Origin of the sequence: Nocardioides asiaticus (assembly GCF_040049175.1) — a bacterium.
Classification (GTDB): Bacteria; Actinomycetota; Actinomycetes; order Propionibacteriales; family Nocardioidaceae; genus Nocardioides; species Nocardioides cheoyonin.
The window spans coordinates 158,151-173,178 of record NZ_JBDZDM010000005.1; the positions used below are offsets into that span (position 1 = coordinate 158,151).

The 15,028-nt window shown below is 72.3% G+C and carries 16 protein-coding genes; 7 read left to right on the forward strand and 9 right to left on the reverse strand.

Going from position 1 to position 15,028, the window contains the following annotated elements; genetic code table 11:
* Window positions 1-38: 38 nt before the first annotated feature.
* Genes ABLE53_RS18305 through ABLE53_RS18325 form a run of 5 tightly spaced genes read left to right on the forward strand, consistent with a single transcriptional unit; the run spans window position 39 to window position 3,815 of the window.
* Window positions 39-941 (forward strand): DMT family transporter, encoded by a 903-nt coding sequence (locus ABLE53_RS18305; protein WP_348860551.1) that lies wholly within the window; start codon window positions 39-41, stop codon window positions 939-941.
* 4 nt (window positions 942-945) lie between these two features.
* Window positions 946-1,686 (forward strand): SDR family oxidoreductase, encoded by a 741-nt coding sequence (locus tag ABLE53_RS18310; RefSeq protein ID WP_348860553.1) that lies wholly within the window; start codon window positions 946-948, stop codon window positions 1,684-1,686.
* Window positions 1,687-1,737: 51 nt separating this feature from the next.
* Window positions 1,738-1,974 (forward strand): hypothetical protein, encoded by a 237-nt coding sequence (locus ABLE53_RS18315; protein WP_348860555.1) that lies wholly within the window; start codon window positions 1,738-1,740, stop codon window positions 1,972-1,974.
* A gap of 44 nt (window positions 1,975-2,018) precedes the next feature.
* A complete protein-coding gene (locus ABLE53_RS18320) occupies window positions 2,019-2,846 on the forward strand; it encodes a glycerophosphodiester phosphodiesterase (RefSeq protein WP_348860556.1) in 828 nt (275 codons plus the stop codon).
* 15 nt (window positions 2,847-2,861) lie between these two features.
* Entirely contained in the window at window positions 2,862-3,815 is a 954-nt protein-coding gene (locus ABLE53_RS18325) for a DUF5926 family protein (RefSeq protein ID WP_348860557.1), read from the forward strand.
* Window positions 3,816-3,976: 161 nt separating this feature from the next.
* Here the strand turns inward: ABLE53_RS18325 and ABLE53_RS18330 are convergent, their stop codons facing one another.
* The 6 genes from ABLE53_RS18330 to larB all read right to left on the reverse strand — a co-directional run bounded on the left by ABLE53_RS18330 (window position 3,977) and on the right by larB (window position 9,323).
* Window positions 3,977-4,867: an adenylate/guanylate cyclase domain-containing protein gene (locus ABLE53_RS18330; protein ID WP_348860558.1), complete on the reverse strand. Its 891-nt coding sequence runs from the start codon at window positions 4,865-4,867 to the stop codon at window positions 3,977-3,979.
* 113 nt (window positions 4,868-4,980) lie between these two features.
* A complete protein-coding gene (locus ABLE53_RS18335; protein ID WP_348860559.1) occupies window positions 4,981-5,358 on the reverse strand; it encodes a cyclic nucleotide-binding domain-containing protein in 378 nt (125 codons plus the stop codon).
* 149 nt (window positions 5,359-5,507) lie between these two features.
* Window positions 5,508-6,749 carry an arginine deiminase gene (locus tag ABLE53_RS18340; RefSeq protein WP_348860560.1) on the reverse strand — a complete coding sequence of 414 codons (1,242 nt, stop codon included), beginning with the start codon at window positions 6,747-6,749 and terminating at the stop codon, window positions 5,508-5,510.
* 39 nt (window positions 6,750-6,788) lie between these two features.
* Window positions 6,789-7,385, reverse strand: coding sequence for a TMEM165/GDT1 family protein (locus tag ABLE53_RS18345; protein ID WP_348860561.1), 597 nt, complete (start codon window positions 7,383-7,385; stop codon window positions 6,789-6,791).
* 16 nt (window positions 7,386-7,401) lie between these two features.
* On the reverse strand, window positions 7,402-8,622 hold the full coding sequence (gene larC, locus ABLE53_RS18350) for a nickel pincer cofactor biosynthesis protein LarC (protein ID WP_348860562.1): 1,221 nt from the start codon (window positions 8,620-8,622) through the stop codon (window positions 7,402-7,404).
* A complete protein-coding gene (larB, locus tag ABLE53_RS18355; RefSeq protein WP_348860563.1) occupies window positions 8,619-9,323 on the reverse strand; it encodes a nickel pincer cofactor biosynthesis protein LarB in 705 nt (234 codons plus the stop codon). The genes larC and larB overlap by 4 nt, the downstream gene beginning before the upstream one ends.
* A 95-nt stretch (window positions 9,324-9,418) precedes the next feature.
* Between larB and ABLE53_RS18360 the strand changes: the two genes are divergently transcribed.
* On the forward strand, window positions 9,419-10,183 hold the full coding sequence (locus ABLE53_RS18360) for a VOC family protein (protein ID WP_348860565.1): 765 nt from the start codon (window positions 9,419-9,421) through the stop codon (window positions 10,181-10,183).
* A 7-nt stretch (window positions 10,184-10,190) separates the two neighbouring features.
* Here ABLE53_RS18360 and ABLE53_RS18365 read toward each other — a convergent pair whose 3' ends face one another.
* On the reverse strand, window positions 10,191-11,042 hold the full coding sequence (locus ABLE53_RS18365) for a prephenate dehydratase (protein WP_348860566.1): 852 nt from the start codon (window positions 11,040-11,042) through the stop codon (window positions 10,191-10,193).
* 23 nt (window positions 11,043-11,065) lie between these two features.
* Between ABLE53_RS18365 and ABLE53_RS18370 the strand changes: the two genes are divergently transcribed.
* Window positions 11,066-11,473: a DUF4446 family protein gene (locus tag ABLE53_RS18370; RefSeq protein ID WP_348860567.1), complete on the forward strand. Its 408-nt coding sequence runs from the start codon at window positions 11,066-11,068 to the stop codon at window positions 11,471-11,473.
* Window positions 11,474-11,590: 117 nt separating this feature from the next.
* Here the strand turns inward: ABLE53_RS18370 and ABLE53_RS18375 are convergent, their stop codons facing one another.
* The gene (locus ABLE53_RS18375; protein WP_348860568.1) at window positions 11,591-13,213 is read right to left on the reverse strand and encodes a flavin monoamine oxidase family protein; all 1,623 of its coding nucleotides are present in this window, start codon (window positions 13,211-13,213) and stop codon (window positions 11,591-11,593) included.
* A 138-nt stretch (window positions 13,214-13,351) separates the two neighbouring features.
* Complete coding sequence (locus tag ABLE53_RS18380) at window positions 13,352-14,938, reverse strand: bifunctional phosphatase PAP2/diacylglycerol kinase family protein (RefSeq protein ID WP_348860569.1); 1,587 nt, start codon at window positions 14,936-14,938, stop codon at window positions 13,352-13,354.
* Window positions 14,939-15,028 lie beyond the last annotated feature (90 nt).

Below are 15,028 nucleotides of genomic sequence, written 5' to 3' on the forward strand. Positions count from 1 at the left end.
CGTTGACGCATTACAGCAACCGTGCGAGCGTGTAATGCATGAAGGCATTACGGCTCGAGCTCGCGTTCGTGATGGTCTGGTCGAGCGGGTACGTCGTCGGCGCGCTCGCCACCGAGGTCGCCGCACCGCTCGCGGTGACGCTGTGGCGGTTCCTGGTCGGCGCCGCCGTGCTGGCGCTGATCGCCGTACGGCGCGGCGACCGCTGGCCGCGGGGTCGGGAGCTGTGGCAGGTCGCCGCGCTCGGCGTACCGATGTTCGCGGTCCAGTTCGGCTCCTTCTACCAGGCGATGGCCGAGGGTCTGCCCGCCGGCACGACCGCGCTCATCGCGTGCTCCGCGCCGGTCGTGGTCGCCGCGATCGGGGCGCTCGGCGGCTGGGAGCGGCTCTCCCTCGGCCGGTGGGTGGGCGTGGCGCTGGGCCTGCTCGCCGTCGCCGTGACACTCGCCGACCGGGTCAGCCGGCCGCCGAGCGCCGGGACGCTGCTGTGGGCGCTGGCCGGGCTCGCCGGCCTCGTGGCCGGCACGGTGCTCCAGCCGCGCGTACGCACGACGGCGGGACCGGGCGCGTTCGCCGCCGTCCAGCTGGCTGCGGCCACCGTGGTGCTCGCGATCTGGGCTCCGCTGGCGGGCCCGCTGTCGATCCCGCTCACCGCCCATGCGCTGGGCTCGTTCGCGTGGCTGGCGCTCGTGACGGGCGTGGGCGCTCCGCTGCTGCTCTTCGCGTTGATCCGGACGCGCGGCGCGACCGGGGCGACCATCCTGCTCTTCCCGGTGCCCGCGGTCACGGCGCTGGTGTCCTGGCCCGTCCTCGGCACCCCGGTCAGCGTCGGGGCGATCGTCGGGCTCGCCCTCGCGGCCGCCTCCCTGTGGCTGGTGAGGCGCCGGGCCGCCGTCCGCCCGTCGGTCCCGCGGCCGGTCGAGATGGACCCTGCGCGAGGATGACGCCATGAGCCTCACCCTCGTCACCGGCGGCACCCGCGGCATCGGCGCAGCGATCGCCCGGCGGCTGGCGACGGAAGGCCACGACCTGGTGCTGAGCTACCTGCGTGACGACGCCGCGGCCGGCGCCACCGCCGAGGAGGTGCGGGCGCTCGGGGTCGGGTGCACGACCGTGCGGGCCGACCTCGCCGTCGACGGCGGGGTCGAGGAGCTCTTCGCGGCCGCCGCCGGGGCCGGGACGCTCACCGGCGTCGTCAACAACGCGGGCGCGACCTACCTCTTCGCCCCGCTCGCCGAGACGCCTGTCGACGTCGTACGCCGCACCGTCGACGTCAACCTCACCGCCGCCGTCCTCGTCGCGCGGGAGGCCGTGCGCGCGATGAGCACGGCGTACGGCGGCTCCGGCGGCGTCCTCGTCAACATCTCGTCGGGCGCGGCGACGCTCGGCTCGCCGGGGGAGTACGTCCACTACGCCGCCGCCAAGGCCGGCGTCGACACCCTCACCAAGGGGCTCAGCCTCGAGGTCGCCCGCGACGGCGTCCGCGTCGTCGGCGTCGCGCCCGGCCTCGTCTCCACCGACCTGCACGCCACCACCGGTGATCCCGGCCGGCTGGAGCGGATGAGCCCCGGCGTGCCCCTGGGGCGTCCCGGCTCGCCCGACGAGATCGCCGAGGCGGTCGCGTGGCTGATGAGCGACGCCGCGTCGTACGTCACCGCCACCACGCTACGGGTCGCGGGCGGCCGCTGAGCCGGGTGACCCGGACCGTGTCGCTCGGGGCGGGTGCGAGAGGATCCGGTCGTGGACGAGGAACAGCCGGAGGTGCGATGGATGCCGGCGTTCCCGGCGGCGGTGATGGTGCTGCTGCTGCACTACTACGTGCTGCCGGTGGGCGTGCTGGCGGCGGTGGCGGGTCTCGTCGGGCTGGTCGTCCGAGGGCGGCGGCGCCCGTGGACGCCCCTGACCTGGCTCTGCCTCGGCGCTCTGGTCGGGGCCGCGGTCTTCTGGGCGTACGCGGGGATCGTGACGGCGTTCTGAGCCGTTTCTACGGCTGAAACGTGAGTCGACCAGAATGGTGGCCCATGAGGCCGGAGGTCGTCGCTCATCGCGGCGCCAGTCACGATGTCGCGGAGCACACCCTGGGGGCGTACGTCGCCGCCCTCGACGCCGGCGCGGAGGGCCTCGAGTGCGACGTACGCCTGACCGCGGACGGCCACCTGGTCTGTGTCCACGACCGCCACCTGCGCCGGATCGGGGCGCAGGGGCTGGTGTCCGCGATGGAGCTCGCCGACCTCGCCGAGCTCGACTTCGTGTCCTGGAAGAACGGCTGGTGGCAGGCCGACGAGGCGCCGGACAAGGACGACCGCGACGCGCGGCTGGACCGGGTGCTGACGCTGCGGACCCTGCTGGAGACGGTGCGCGACTACGACCACCGCGTCGAGGTGGCGATCGAGACCAAGCACCCGACGAGGTACGGCGGACTGGTCGAGCGGCGGCTCGTCGAGATGCTCCGCCAGTTCGGCTGGGAGAAGAGGGACTCGCCGGTGCGCGTCATGAGCTTCTCGTTCACGGCGCTGCAGCGGATCGAGCGGCTCGCTCCCGACGTCCAGCTCGTGCAGCTCATCGAGCGCGCCCGCAACTGGTCGATGGTGCGCCACGCGATGGGCGAGGACTGGATCCTCGGCCCGGGCGTCGAGATGCTGCGCAAGCACCCGAAGCTGATGCGCAAGATCCGCGACACCGGACGCGAGCTGCACGTCTGGGTGGTCAACACCGAGGAGGAGCTCGACCTCTGCCTCGAGCTCGGGGCCGGGGCGGTGATCACCGACCGGCCGGCGTACGTCTTCGACCTGCTCGCCCACAAGGGGCTTCCGGCGACCTCACCGAAGAAGCCGCGCGGCGTCTGCTGACATAGGGTCGGGCCCGTGGCGAAGAAGTCCCGAGTCAAGTCCCGTCAGTCCGCGCAGCAGTCCGCAGGGCCCGAGGGCGGGATCAGCCCGCGCGCGGCGTGCCCGTGCGGCTCGGGGAAGCGCTACAAGGCATGCCACGGGGCGCCCGGCGGCGGGTCGGTGTTCGTCGCGCGGCCGTTCGAGGGGCTGCCGAGCGAGTGCGACCTCGTGGCGCTGCGGGAGCTGGTGCCCTCGGCGACGGCGCCGCTGACGATCAAGGGATACGCCGACGTGCCCGTCCTCCTCGGCTCGCTGCTGCCGCTCGCGGCGCCGGCGATGGCGCGCGACTCCGGCCAGGTCTGGGTCGGGCTGCAGGTGCAGCACAACTACGGCGACCCCTCGCGGGAGGCGGCCGCGGTGCTGCTCGACGCGCTGGAGAAGGTCAAGGCCGGCGAGTCCGGCATCGTCGGGCTCACCGAGGCGCCGGCGCCGGGCCCGCGGCTCCAGGACCTGGTCGAGGACGCCGCACTGACGGTCACGGTCCACGAGGGCTTCGACTGGTGGGTCGGCGACGTCGACGACACGAGCGGGGTCGAGCACGCGCTCGAGCACGCCAACGAGGCGGCCGTGCCGACGGCCCGGCTCACCTGGGTCGAGGCGGCGTACTGGACCGACACGGGCACCAAGGAGCACCTCCGCTGGGTGATGCCGGAGGCCGAGGACGACCTCCTCACCGCGCTCGCGCGGCTGCACGTCTCCGGTGCCGACGTGATCGTGCCGGGCGCGAGGTTCGTCGGGATGTTCCGCGCCCACGGGCTGCTCGCGCCGGTCTGGGACCTCCCGCGCGGCACCGGCCCGGAGGCGCTCGAGGAGCCGTCGGTCGCGTTCAAGGAGACCCTCGACCTGGCGCTCGCGGACACCTCCGACATCTCCGCCGAGGTCCGCTCCGCCCGCGCCGGGCTCGCCAACCGGCAGGTCACCATCCGCTGACCGCTGCGGTCGGCGGGCGGATGGTGCCGACGTTGTCCCATCCGCCCCAGGGTTACCCGGTTGGCAGGGTAAATCCGACCTTGCGGGGTGTCTGAACACCCATCAAGGTCAGGTTTTCCCGGTCGACCGGGGAAACTTGGGATGCCCGCCCGACCCGAGGCTCAGCCCGCCCGCAACCGGAACGGCTGCAGCTTCGCGTACCCCTTCACCGACGCCCGCCGCATCTTGTGCAGGTCGAGGCCGGGAACGCCGTCGAGCGCCGCGGCGGCCTGCTCGTCGACGAGGACGGTGCCGGGCCGGGCGAGCGAGGTGAGCCGGGAGGCGATGTTGACCGTGGGGCCGAAGACGTCGCCGAGGCGGGGTACGACGTCGCCGTACGCGACGCCGGCGCGGATCTCCGGGAACGGGTCGTCCTGGTCCTCGGCCCTCGCGACCAGCTCGAGCGCGGCCCGCGCGGCAGCGACCGGGTCGTCGCACGTGTAGAGGACGCCGTCGCCGAGGTTCTTGATCACCCGGCCGCCGTGCTCGACGACCACGCCGGCGCAGCCGTCCTCGAACTCCTCGACCAGGTCGACCAGCTCCGTCTCGGTGAGGGTGCGGCTGCGCGAGGTGTAGCCGACGATGTCGACGAATCCCACCGCCAGGCGTACCGCCGCGGAACCCGCCACGGTCAGCGCCCGGCTCGCCGAGCTGGCGAGGTGGCGCCGCCAGATGTAGGTCTGGAGTGCCTCGGCCCGCGGCAGCACCTCGCCGGCGAGCGTGACCAGGTCGTCGACCTCGTCGGAGACCGACCCGCTGCGCTCGCGGGCGATGTCGGCGAGCAGCGTGGTCTCCCACTCGGCCAGCCGGGCGAAGGACCGGCCCCAGGTGCGTACCAGCGCGGCCTGCCGGTCGGGGCTGAGCACGCCGAGCTGCATGAGGTCCGAGGTCAGTCGCAGCGCCTCGACGTCGGCCGTGGTGAACGCGACCTGCCCCTCCTGCGCGTGCGGGAAGCCGAGGAGTCGCCACAGCTCCATCGCGACGGGAAGGGGTACGCCGGCCGCCTCGGCCACCTGCTCCCTCGTCAGGCTCGGCGCCTCGCCGAGCAGGAACCCCTCGACCGCCTCCAGCGCCTCGGCGAGCTCGAGGCCGGGGTGCTCCGCCGTCTCGTCGGCGCCGAGGTCGGTCAGGACCCACCCCCGAAGCGCTCTTCCTCGACCTTCTCGAGGGCCGAGCGGAAGGACGGCATCTCGACGCTCAGCCGCTCCATCGCCTCCTCGCTGAGGTGGACCAGCTCGAGCGGCGTGAGCGCGACGACCGACGCCGTACGCAGCGAGCGGCGCAGGATCGCCGCCTCGCCCATGATGTCGCCGGGACCGAGACGGGCGATCTCCTCACCCTTGACACGCACCGAGACGGTGCCGTTGAGGATGATGTAGGCCTTGTCCGCCGGGGTGTCCTCCCAGATCGGCGACCAGCCCTCGGGCAGGTTGACCCGGGTGCCGGAGGCGCTGATCACGGCGATCTCCTTCGGGGTGAACATCGAGAAGAACGAGTCGGCCACGGGGGTCCCTTCGGCTGTGACGGCTGCTACACGGTAGAACGAGCGGCGGGGTCGGGGGGTACGTCGGGGCGGATCAGGATTCCCCGGCCGACCGGCGAAACTGGACCTTGTGGGCTGAAATTTCACCTGACAACATCGGGTTTTCCCGGTCAGCCGGGGAAACCCGAGGCGCCATCCCCACCCAGCGGTTCCCGCGAGATCGGACAGCTCATGCACCGCGGGCCGCCGCGGCCGGAGCCGAGCTCGGAGCCGGCGATGGGGACGACCTCGATGCCGGCGGCCTCGAGGGCGGCGTTGGTCTGGTGGTTGCGCTCGTAGGTCACGGTCACGCCGGGCGCGACGGCGAGGGTGTTGTTGCCGTCGTCCCACTGCTCGCGCTCGGCGGAGACGGGGTCGAGGCCGGTGTCGATGTGGTGGAGCCGCTCGATCCCCATCGCCTCCGCAGCGACGTCCAGGAACGGGCGCGGGTCGGCGACCGTCAGCACCGCGCGGCCCGAGTCGTCGACCTCGCCCGAGTCGGTGACGGCGTACGCCGCCAGCGAGTCGATCACGTTCGGATAGACGACCATCTTGTCGGTGTCGACGAGCGTGCAGACGGTGTCGAGGTGCATCGTCGCCCGCTCCTGCGCGATGGGGACGGCGAGCACCACCCGGGCCAGCCCGTCGGCGAAGACCTGCCTGGCGAGCCGCTCGGCGCCGGCCGGCGTCGTACGCTCCCCGACTCCGACGGCGATGACGCCCGGGGCGAGGAGGAGTACGTCGCCGCCCTCGACGTGCTCGAGGTGGGAGCCGAGGATCCTCGGCGTACCCGCGAAGCGCGGGTGCCACGCGTAGATCAGCTCGGTCAGCTCCGTCTCGCGCTTGCGTGCCGGCATCGCCAGGGACGTGATCGCCGCGTGGTCGCGGATCCAGACGCTGGAGTCGCGGGTGAAGAGCAGGTTGGGCAGCGGGTCGATGAGGAAGTCGTCGTGGGCGAGCAGCGAGGTGACCAGGCCGAAGCCGCCGCGTACCTCGTCGTTGCGGATGCCCGCGGTCAGGTGGTCGGTGAGCTCCTCCGGGGTCGCGTCGGAGAGTAAGCGGTGCAGGTATCCCCGCATCGTGTCGCCCAGCTCGAGGCCGGCGAGCACGGTCGAGATCGCCTGCTCGCGGGCACCCGGGTCGGCGAGGGTCTCGGTGAGGAGCCGGGTCAGGTAGAGGACCTCGGCCCCGCGGTCGCGCAGCTCCTGGGCGAAGGCGTCGTGCTCCTCCTGCGCGCGCGCCACCCAGGGGATCGCGTCGAAGAGGAGCTTGTCGTTGTTGCGCGGCGTGAGCCGGGTCAGCTCCCGGCCGGGCCGATGCAGCAGCACGGTCCGCAGCCGCCCGACCTCGCTGTCCGCTCCCAGCTCGCTCATCGGATGGTCGCTCGCTGACGCTCGCTCATGTCGGCGAGACTAGGCGAACACCTCGACCAGGGTGAGGATCCCGAGAACGAGGCAGACCAGCGCGCCGACGTAGTGCAGCACGTGCAGCCTCACGAACCGAAGCAGCTGCCTGCCCAGGATCACGGCCAGGCCGCTCACGACGAGCAGCGCGCCGAACGAGCCGCAGAAGACCGACACCGGCTCCTTGTACCGCGCCACCAGCGAGATCGTCAGCAGCTGCGACAGGTCGCCCCACTCGGCGGCGAAGAGCACCATGAACGACGCGAAGACCTGCTTGAGGCCGTGGGCCTCCTTCGCCTTCTGCCCGAACTCCTCCTCGTCCTCCTCCGCCTCGTGATGGGCCCGGCCCTCCCTGAAGAGCAGCACGGAGCCGGCGAGGAACAGCAGCGCCGCGACGACATGGATGAGGTCCTTCGGCAGCAGCGTCGCGACCCCGCCCACCGCGACGGCGAGGACGGTCTGGATCGCGAAGGCGAGCCCGACCCCGATCCAGACGAGCAGCGGGCGGTACCTCGTGGAGAGCACCAGCGTCGCCAGGAAGGTCTTGTCGGGCAGCTCCACGACGAAGATGGCGGCGAAGGCCAGCGCGATGATGCCGAGATCCATGGGGGTCGGGAGGTTCCTAGCGTCGGAGGGCGTGCGCGGCGGCCTGAGCCGCGGCGAGTACGTCGTTGGCCGGCCGCCCCAGGGCGCCGGCGGCCCGCGCGACATCCTCCCACTCCGGCTGCACGTTCACGATCTCGCCGTCGAGCCTGGCGAGCTTCACCGCCACGACCTGCCCGTCCACGTCCACGCTGACGACCTCGCGCGGCAGCGCGTGCTTGTCGACGGCGTGCTCCCGCAGCCCGATCGTCGAGGTCTGCTCGAAGATCGCCCGCCGTACGCCGGCCGCGGCCGCGGGCGGCACCAGCGCATGGAGGGTGTACGCCGGCCGGCCCTTCTTCATCGTGATCGGGCTCAGCCAGGCGTCGCTCGCGCCGGCGGCCAGCAGCGCGTCGATCACGCCCGGCCACAGCCGCGGGTCGAGGTCGTCGACGTTCGCCTCGATCACGACCTCGCCGGTGGGCCGGGCCGAACCCCTCTGCTCCGTGGCGGGCAGGACCTCCGCGGGGTCGCCGACGAGGATCCGGAGCACGTTGGCGTAGCCGGCTGGATCGCGTCCTCCGGCGCCGGTGCCGACGACCCGGGTGGTCATGCGCGGCTGCGGACCCCAGCCGGTCGCGAGGGTGGTGAGCAGGGCCGCGCCGGTGGGGGTGCACAGCTCCATCCGGGGGGCACCGGCCCGGCCGGCGTACGACGGGACGCCCTGCAGCAGCCGCGCCACGGCGGGCGGCGGGACCGGCATCGACCCGTGGGCGCCGGTGATCTCGCCGGAGCCGACGGCGACCGGTGAGACGACGACGGAGTCGGCCGCGAGGTGGGCGAAGCCCGCGCACACCCCCACGACGTCCGCGATCGCGTCGAGGGCGCCGACCTCGTGGAAGTGCACGTGGTCCGGTGTGGTCCCGTGGACCGACGCCTCGGCCTCGGCGAGCCGCGCGAAGACGGCGGTCGCCAGGCTGCGGACGGCCGGGTCGAGGGGGGCCTCGGCGAGGAGGGAGCGGATGTCGGACCAGGTGCGGTGCTGGGTGGAGTCGGCGACGGTGACGTGGCAGCGGATCGCGGCGAAGCCGCCCCGGCGTACCGCCTCCGGCGCGAGCGCCACCGGCTCGGGGGCGACGGCGCGGACGGCGGAGGCGATGACCTCGCGGGGTACGCCGGCGGAGAGCAGCGCCCCGAGCAGCATGTCGCCCGAGGCACCGGCCGACGCGTCGACCCAGACGACGCTGCCGCGCTCGCTCATGACCGGCCCCGCGGGACGCTCTGCCGAGCGATCCGGGCCGCCGCGACCCCGGCGCCGTAGCCGTTGTCGATGTTGACCACCGTCACCCCCGGCGCGCACGAGTTGAGCATCGCGAGGAGCGCCGCGAGGCCGCCGAACGAGGCGCCGTAGCCGACGGAGGTCGGCACCGCGACGAGGGGTACGCCGACCAGGCCGCCGACCACGGAGGGCAGGGCGCCCTCCATGCCGGCCACGACGACGAGTGCGTCGGCCGACTCCAGCCGCTCGCGCACCTCGAGCAGCCGGTGGACACCGGCGACGCCGACGTCGGTGATCCGGTCGACGCCCGCGCCGTGGACCCGGGCGGAGAGGGCCGCCTCGGCGGCGACCGAGATGTCGGAGGTGCCGGCCGAGACGACCGCGACGCTGCCGCGCGGCGTCGGTAGCGGGCCGAGGGTGACCGCAGAGGCCTCGGCGTCGACGACCGCGCCGGGCAGCTCGGAGGCGACGAGCGCCTCGGCCTCGGGGGTCAGCCGGGTGGCCAGCACGGCGCGGTCGGGGTGGCGCTCGTGCAGCCGCGCGAGGATCGCGACGATCTGTGCAGGCGACTTCCCGGCGGCGTACACCACCTCGGGATCGCCGGTCCTCCGCGCGCGGTCGAGGTCGACCCGCGCGAAGCCCAGGTCGGCGGTGCGCTCGGTGTCTTCCCGGTCCTCGGCCACGGAGTGAACCTACCCGCGGGACCTCCGCCTCTCGAAAGTGTCGGTGGTCGGGTGTCTGCTGGGAGCTCGGGGTCGATCAGCCACGAGGAGGCGACATGCCGAGGTTCGAGTCCTATGCGCAGGGCACGCCCTGCTACATCGAGCTGTACGCCGGGGATCTCCCGGCCGCCACGACGTTCTACGCCGACCTGTTCGGGTGGACGTACGACGCCCCGCCGAGCCACCAGGAGGTCTATGCCAGCGCCCGGGTCCAGGGCGACCGCGTCGGCGGGCTGAGCGCCATGCCGCCCGAGCGGGCCGGCGAGCCGTCGGCGTGGGACCTCTATCTCGCCGTCGACGACGTCGACGCCGCGACCGCGAAGGTCGAGCCCGCGGGCGGCACCGTGGCGTTGGCGCCGACCGACGTGATGGCGCTGGGCCGGATGTCCACCGTCGTCGACCCGACCGGCGCGCGGGTCAGCCTCTGGCAGGCCGGCGACATCATCGGCACCGAGCGGGCCAACGAGCCCGGCACCCCGTGCTGGAGCGAGCTGCTGACCAGCGACCTCGACGCGGCGGCCGCCTTCTACGCCGACGTCCTCGGCGTCGGGTGGGACCAGCAGTCCTTCGGCAGCGAGCCCTACTGGCTGCTGCAGGCCGGCGGCCGGCCGGTGGCGGGCGCCATGCGGCCCTCCCAGCCGATGCCCTCGCAGTGGGTGGCCTACCTCAACGTCGAGGACGTCGACGCCACCCTGGCGCGTGCCGAGGAGCTCGGTGCCAAGCAGGTGATCCCGCCCTTCGACGTCGAGGGCATCGGCCGGATCGGCGTCCTGGCCGACCCGCAGGGGGCGATGTTCGCGGTGATGAAGGACGCGACCTAGCCGCTGGCTATCCGCGGTAGGGGTCGGCCGGATAGACCCCGAGCAGCTTCACCTCGGTGGTGAAGAACGCGAGCTCCTCGAGCGCGCGCTTCACTCCGGGGTGGTCGGGGTGCCCGTCGACCTCGGCGAGGAACTGCGTGGCGGCGAACTCCCCGCCGACCATGTAGGACTCCAGCTTCGTCATGTTGACGCCGTTGGTCGCGAAGCCGCCGAGCGCCTTGTAGAGCGCGGCCGGCAGGTTGCGCACGTTGAAGATGAACGACGTCACCACCGGGCCGTTGTCGGGGGGCGCCTGGACGAACTCCGGCGACAGCACCACGAAGCGAGTGGTGTTGTGGTCCTCGTCCTCGACGTCCTCCGCGAGCACGTCGAGACCGTAGATGCCCGCCGCCATCGGCGGGCTGATCGAGGCCTGGCTCGGGTCGCCGGCCTCAGCGACCTCGCGCGCCGCGCCGGCGGTGTCGCCGGCGATCACGGGGGTGAAGCCATGGTCGCGGATCAGCCTGCGGCACTGACCGAGCGCGTGCACGTGGCTGTGGACGGTCCGGATGCCGTCGATCCTCGCCCCCGGCACGGCCATCAGCGCGAACCTGATCCGCAGGAAGTGCTCGGCGACGATGTGGAGCGTCGAGGTCGGCAGGAAGTGGTGGATGTCGGCGACCCGGCCGGCCAGCGAGTTGTCGATCGGGATCATCGCCAGATCGGCACTCTGTCGTCCGTCGGCGCCCTCCACGGCGGCGAACACGTCCTCGAACGACGCGCACGGCACGGCCTCCAGCTCGGGGTAGTTCTGCTGGCAGACCATGTGGGAGTTGGATCCCGGCTCGCCCTGGTAGGCGATGCGACGCGGTTCGGACACGCGGCCAGTCTAGATTCGGCTGCGTGCTCGCCCTCGCCGTTCTCAGTCTGCTGACAGCCGTGGTCGCCCTCGTCCTCGCCGGAGTCGCCCTGCGCGCCTCCCGCCGCGAGGTCGGCGGCGACCCGGACGCGCTGCCGGAGGACGTGCTGGGGCTGCGGCAGGAGGTCGCGGCCCTCCGGGCCGAGGGCCGCGACGCGCTGCGCCACCTCGCGGTGGTGAGGTACGACGCCTTCGGCGACATGGGCGGTCACCTCAGCTGGTCGCTGGCCCTCCTCGACGACGGCGGCGACGGCGTCGTCCTCACCTCGATCCACGGGCGCTCCGAGGCCCGCTCCTACGCCAAGGGCGTCGCCGGCTGGGCCTCCGACGCACAGCTCTCCCCGGAGGAGCAGGAGGCGATCGACCAGGCCCGCCCCGGGCACGCTGGTTGAGCGGTCGTTGAGACGGTGGTTGAGGAGGTTGCGCTAGCAACCGTCTCGAAGCCACCGAGACGTACGACGGCCCGCCACCGGCGGGGGGACGAGTGGCGGGCCGTCGCGTCGGGCGGGTCAGGAGGACGTCATGACCCGCTCGTGCAGCGCGGTGACGGTGTCACGCGCAGACCAGAGGGCGCCGTGCTGCCAGGCGACCATCTCGCTCAGCCAGTCGCCGGCGAAGTAGACGTGCTGGCCGTTCGGGCCGGCCGGCTTCTGCAGCAGCTTGTACTCCGGCGTGCCGACCGGCGGGCTCGTCCAGCCGCCCTCGATGTGGGGGACGAGGTGCCAGGCCTGGGAGTACGACGAGACGACCGGCTTGTAGTCGTCGCCGTGGATCTTCACGCCCTGGGCGATCGCCCGCTTCTCGCGGTCCTTGGGCGAGAGGTCGCCGTACGCCACCGCGTCGTCCGCGTAGTTGTAGTAGCCGATGACGACGCCGCCGTCCGCGCTGTGGTAGCCGTACGACGGGTACCAGATCACGCTCAGGTCCATGTCGGTCGAGGTGATGCCGCCGTAGATCCGGTGGTTCTTCTCCCACCAGCGGTCGGCGTACTCGAGACCGATCTTGCCGACCTGGAACCCGGAGTACTTCCCGAGCGCGCTCTGCACGTCGGAGCCGAGGTTGTGGTCGATCTTGGCGAAGATGTGCGGTGGCATCGCGGCGATCGCGAAGTCGGCGTCGATCGAGCGCGCCTTGCCGTGGCCGTCGGTGTAGCTCACGGTCACGCCGTCGACGGTGTCCTGCACCTTGGTGACGACCGCGTTCGTCTGCACCTTGTGGGCGCCGATCGCCTTGGTGAGCGCCTGCGGGATCTGGTCCATGCCGCCGACCGGCTGGAACATCAGCATCGCCTGGTCGAACTCGAACTCGAAGGAGAAGTACTCCCCGACCTGGCTGGCGAACACGTCCGACAGCGACGACGGGTCGCCGAGCAGCGTCCCGGTGTCGTCCCACGCGGTGGGGTAGTGCGAGAAGCCGCGGTTGCTGCCGCCCTGGTAGGTGTAGTCGGACTTGAGCTGGCCGTAGTCCTTGAGGAAGTCGAGCAGTCGCTCCTTGTCGTCCGCGGTCAGGTCCGCGTCGAGGGCGCCCTTGTTGGTCGCCTTGGCCAGCAGCTCGGAGGTGTAGCCGTAGACGTCGGCCTTCGCCGTGCGGTAGCGCACCGGGTTGCCCGGGGTCGCACCTGACTTCTCGTTGTAGATGTAGGCGTCGGCGTTGATGTTGGTGAACACCTCGATCGGTACGCCGAGCTCGCGGCAGTAGTCGAGGGTGACCATCCACTGCGCGAGCCTCGCGGGGCCGGCGTTCATGTAGTGGCCCGGCTTGAACGACGCGGTCTGGGTGACACCCTTCAGGTCGGTCCAGGTGTCACCGCCCCGGACGGTCGTGTTGCGGCCGCCCGTGCGCTGCCGGGCCTCGAGGACCGTGCAGTCGTACCCCGCCTTCCCGAGCTCGTACGCCGCGCCGAGCCCCGCGACGCCGCCACCGAGGATCACGACCTTCTTGTTCGCGCGGCCGGTGAGGCTGAAGTCCGACGCCCGCGGGGCCATGAACCCCGTCCGCTTCGCGGCGGCCTCGGCCGTGGGGGCGAGGCCGAGGGCGCCCATCGTGGCGAACATCGTGCCGGCGCCACCAGCGACCCCGACCGACTGGAGGAACCTCCGCCGGCTGACGCCGAAGCTCTTCACTGATGCCATGTGCACATCTCCCGAAATCGACGGCGACCACCGGAGCTCCGGCGGTCCGAATCGTCGAGGACCCTAGGGAGGAATGCGCCTCCAGAGGTTGCCGATACGTTTCGGCATCGTGACGACCGGGCCGTGGCAGTGCCCGGGTCAGCGCGGGACGCGGACGAGCAGGCGACCGTGGATGCAGGTCATCCGCAGCTCGCGTCCGGGGGCGATCGTGTCGCCGTCGAACTCGCGGGGCATCTCGTGACTGGCGCGTACGACGACCGTCCGGCCGGTCATCCGGTTGACCAGGTCGTCGGTGCGCGAGCGCTTGCCGAGGACCCGGAAGGCGAGCGGGACCCAGGAGAGGAACTTGCGCGGGTTGAGCAGCACGACGTCAAGCAGGCCGTCGTCGATCCGCGCGTCCGGGAGCAGCGGCATGCCCGCCTGCAGGTAGCCGACGTTGCCGACCACCACCGTGCGGGCGCGGTGGCGGGTGAACTCCCCGCCGTCGACGGAGATCTCCAGCCGCATGGCCGGGAACATCAGGCTCTTGAGCGCGGAGAGGACGTAGGCGAGCCAGCCGATCCTCTTCTTGATCTGCTCGTTGACGCCGTCCATGATCGCGGCGTCGAAGCCCATCCCGGCCATCACCATGAAGTGGGTGTCCTCCATGTTGTCGCCGCTCACCTCGACGAGGTCGACGGCCCGGTCCTGGCCGGTGAGCGCGACGTCGATCGCCGCGCGGATGTAGAGCGGGATCTCCAGGTTGCGGGCCAGCAGGTTGCCGGTGCCGGCCGGCACGATGCCGACCGGGATGCCGGTGCCGGCGAGCGCGGCGCAGACCTCGCGGACGGTCCCGTCGCCGCCGCAGACGAGCACCAGCTCCGCGCCCTCGGCGCGGGCGGCCTGCGCCATCCCGGTCCCGGGGTCGTCCTCGGTGGTGAGGTGCCAGGTCGGCTCGTCCCACCCGGCGGCACGGGCCAGGGAGGTGACGATCGCCTGGAACTGCCCGACGGACTCTACCTTCACGGGGTTGAGTACGACGGCCAGCCGTGTGCCCCGCGGCCCGAACTCCAGCAGCGGCTCGGCCCTGATCGCGTGGCTCCGCGGGAGCGGGGAGTACGCCATGAACCCGAGCAGCACCATCCCGATCGCGAGCAGCACGCCGCCGACTACGTCGCTGGGGTAGTGCCTGCCGAGGAAGACCCGGTCGGCGCCGACGAGCAGCACGGCGAGGACGAGGAGCGTGTAGAGCGTGCGGCGTACGTTGCGCCGGCGTACGAGCATCCCGACGACGACCGCGGTGACGCCGGAGAGCACGGTGACCGAGGTGGTGTGACCCGAAGGATAGGCGTTGGACTCCAGCAGCCCCTGGGTGGCCTGCCAGGCTGGCCGGTCCCGGTCGAAGGCCCACACCAGCAGCCAGCGCACGACGATCGTCGCCACCACAGTGACGGCGCAAAAGACGGCGGCCCGGCGGTGCTTCCCGGCCAGGATCGCGACCAGCGCGAGCGTCATCAGAAGGATCCCGTAGACGTCGAAGACGACCTCGACCACGCGGAGGAGTCGGCGCAGCCCGTCGTGCTCGGCGGTCACCCGGGCGGCGTGGTCGCCGACGGAGTCGACGTCCGGCACGGGTGCCCAGCCGTGGGTCGCGGCGATGCCGAGGAGGACGAAGAGGGCGAAGCAGACGGCGGCCCAGGCCAGCAGCGTGCGGCGCGAGCGGTCGAGCAAGGCGGTCCTCACCATTTCCGGGAGCAGGCCACGGCGGGCCAGGGATCCGGGTCAGTATGCCTGTGTATTGATGTGATCCCCTGATCCGCGCACGGATAGCCTGTG

Bases quoted from the DNA above. Each gene is read 5' to 3' on its own strand.
- ABLE53_RS18320 (WP_348860556.1), top strand. From the start codon at position 2,019: ATGAGGCCGGAGGTCGTCGCTCATCGCGGCGCCAGTCACGATGTCGCG.
- ABLE53_RS18360 (WP_348860565.1), top strand. From the start codon at position 9,419: ATGCCGAGGTTCGAGTCCTATGCGCAGGGCACGCCCTGCTACATCGAG.
- ABLE53_RS18340 (WP_348860560.1), bottom strand. From the start codon at position 6,749: ATGAGCGAGCTGGGAGCGGACAGCGAGGTCGGGCGGCTGCGGACCGTG.
- ABLE53_RS18375 (WP_348860568.1), bottom strand. From the start codon at position 13,213: ATGGCATCAGTGAAGAGCTTCGGCGTCAGCCGGCGGAGGTTCCTCCAG.
- larC (WP_348860562.1), bottom strand. From the start codon at position 8,622: ATGAGCGAGCGCGGCAGCGTCGTCTGGGTCGACGCGTCGGCCGGTGCC.
- ABLE53_RS18345 (WP_348860561.1), bottom strand. From the start codon at position 7,385: ATGGATCTCGGCATCATCGCGCTGGCCTTCGCCGCCATCTTCGTCGTG.
- ABLE53_RS18310 (WP_348860553.1), top strand. From the start codon at position 946: ATGAGCCTCACCCTCGTCACCGGCGGCACCCGCGGCATCGGCGCAGCG.
- ABLE53_RS18380 (WP_348860569.1), bottom strand. From the start codon at position 14,938: ATGGTGAGGACCGCCTTGCTCGACCGCTCGCGCCGCACGCTGCTGGCC.
- ABLE53_RS18305 (WP_348860551.1), top strand. From the start codon at position 39: ATGAAGGCATTACGGCTCGAGCTCGCGTTCGTGATGGTCTGGTCGAGC.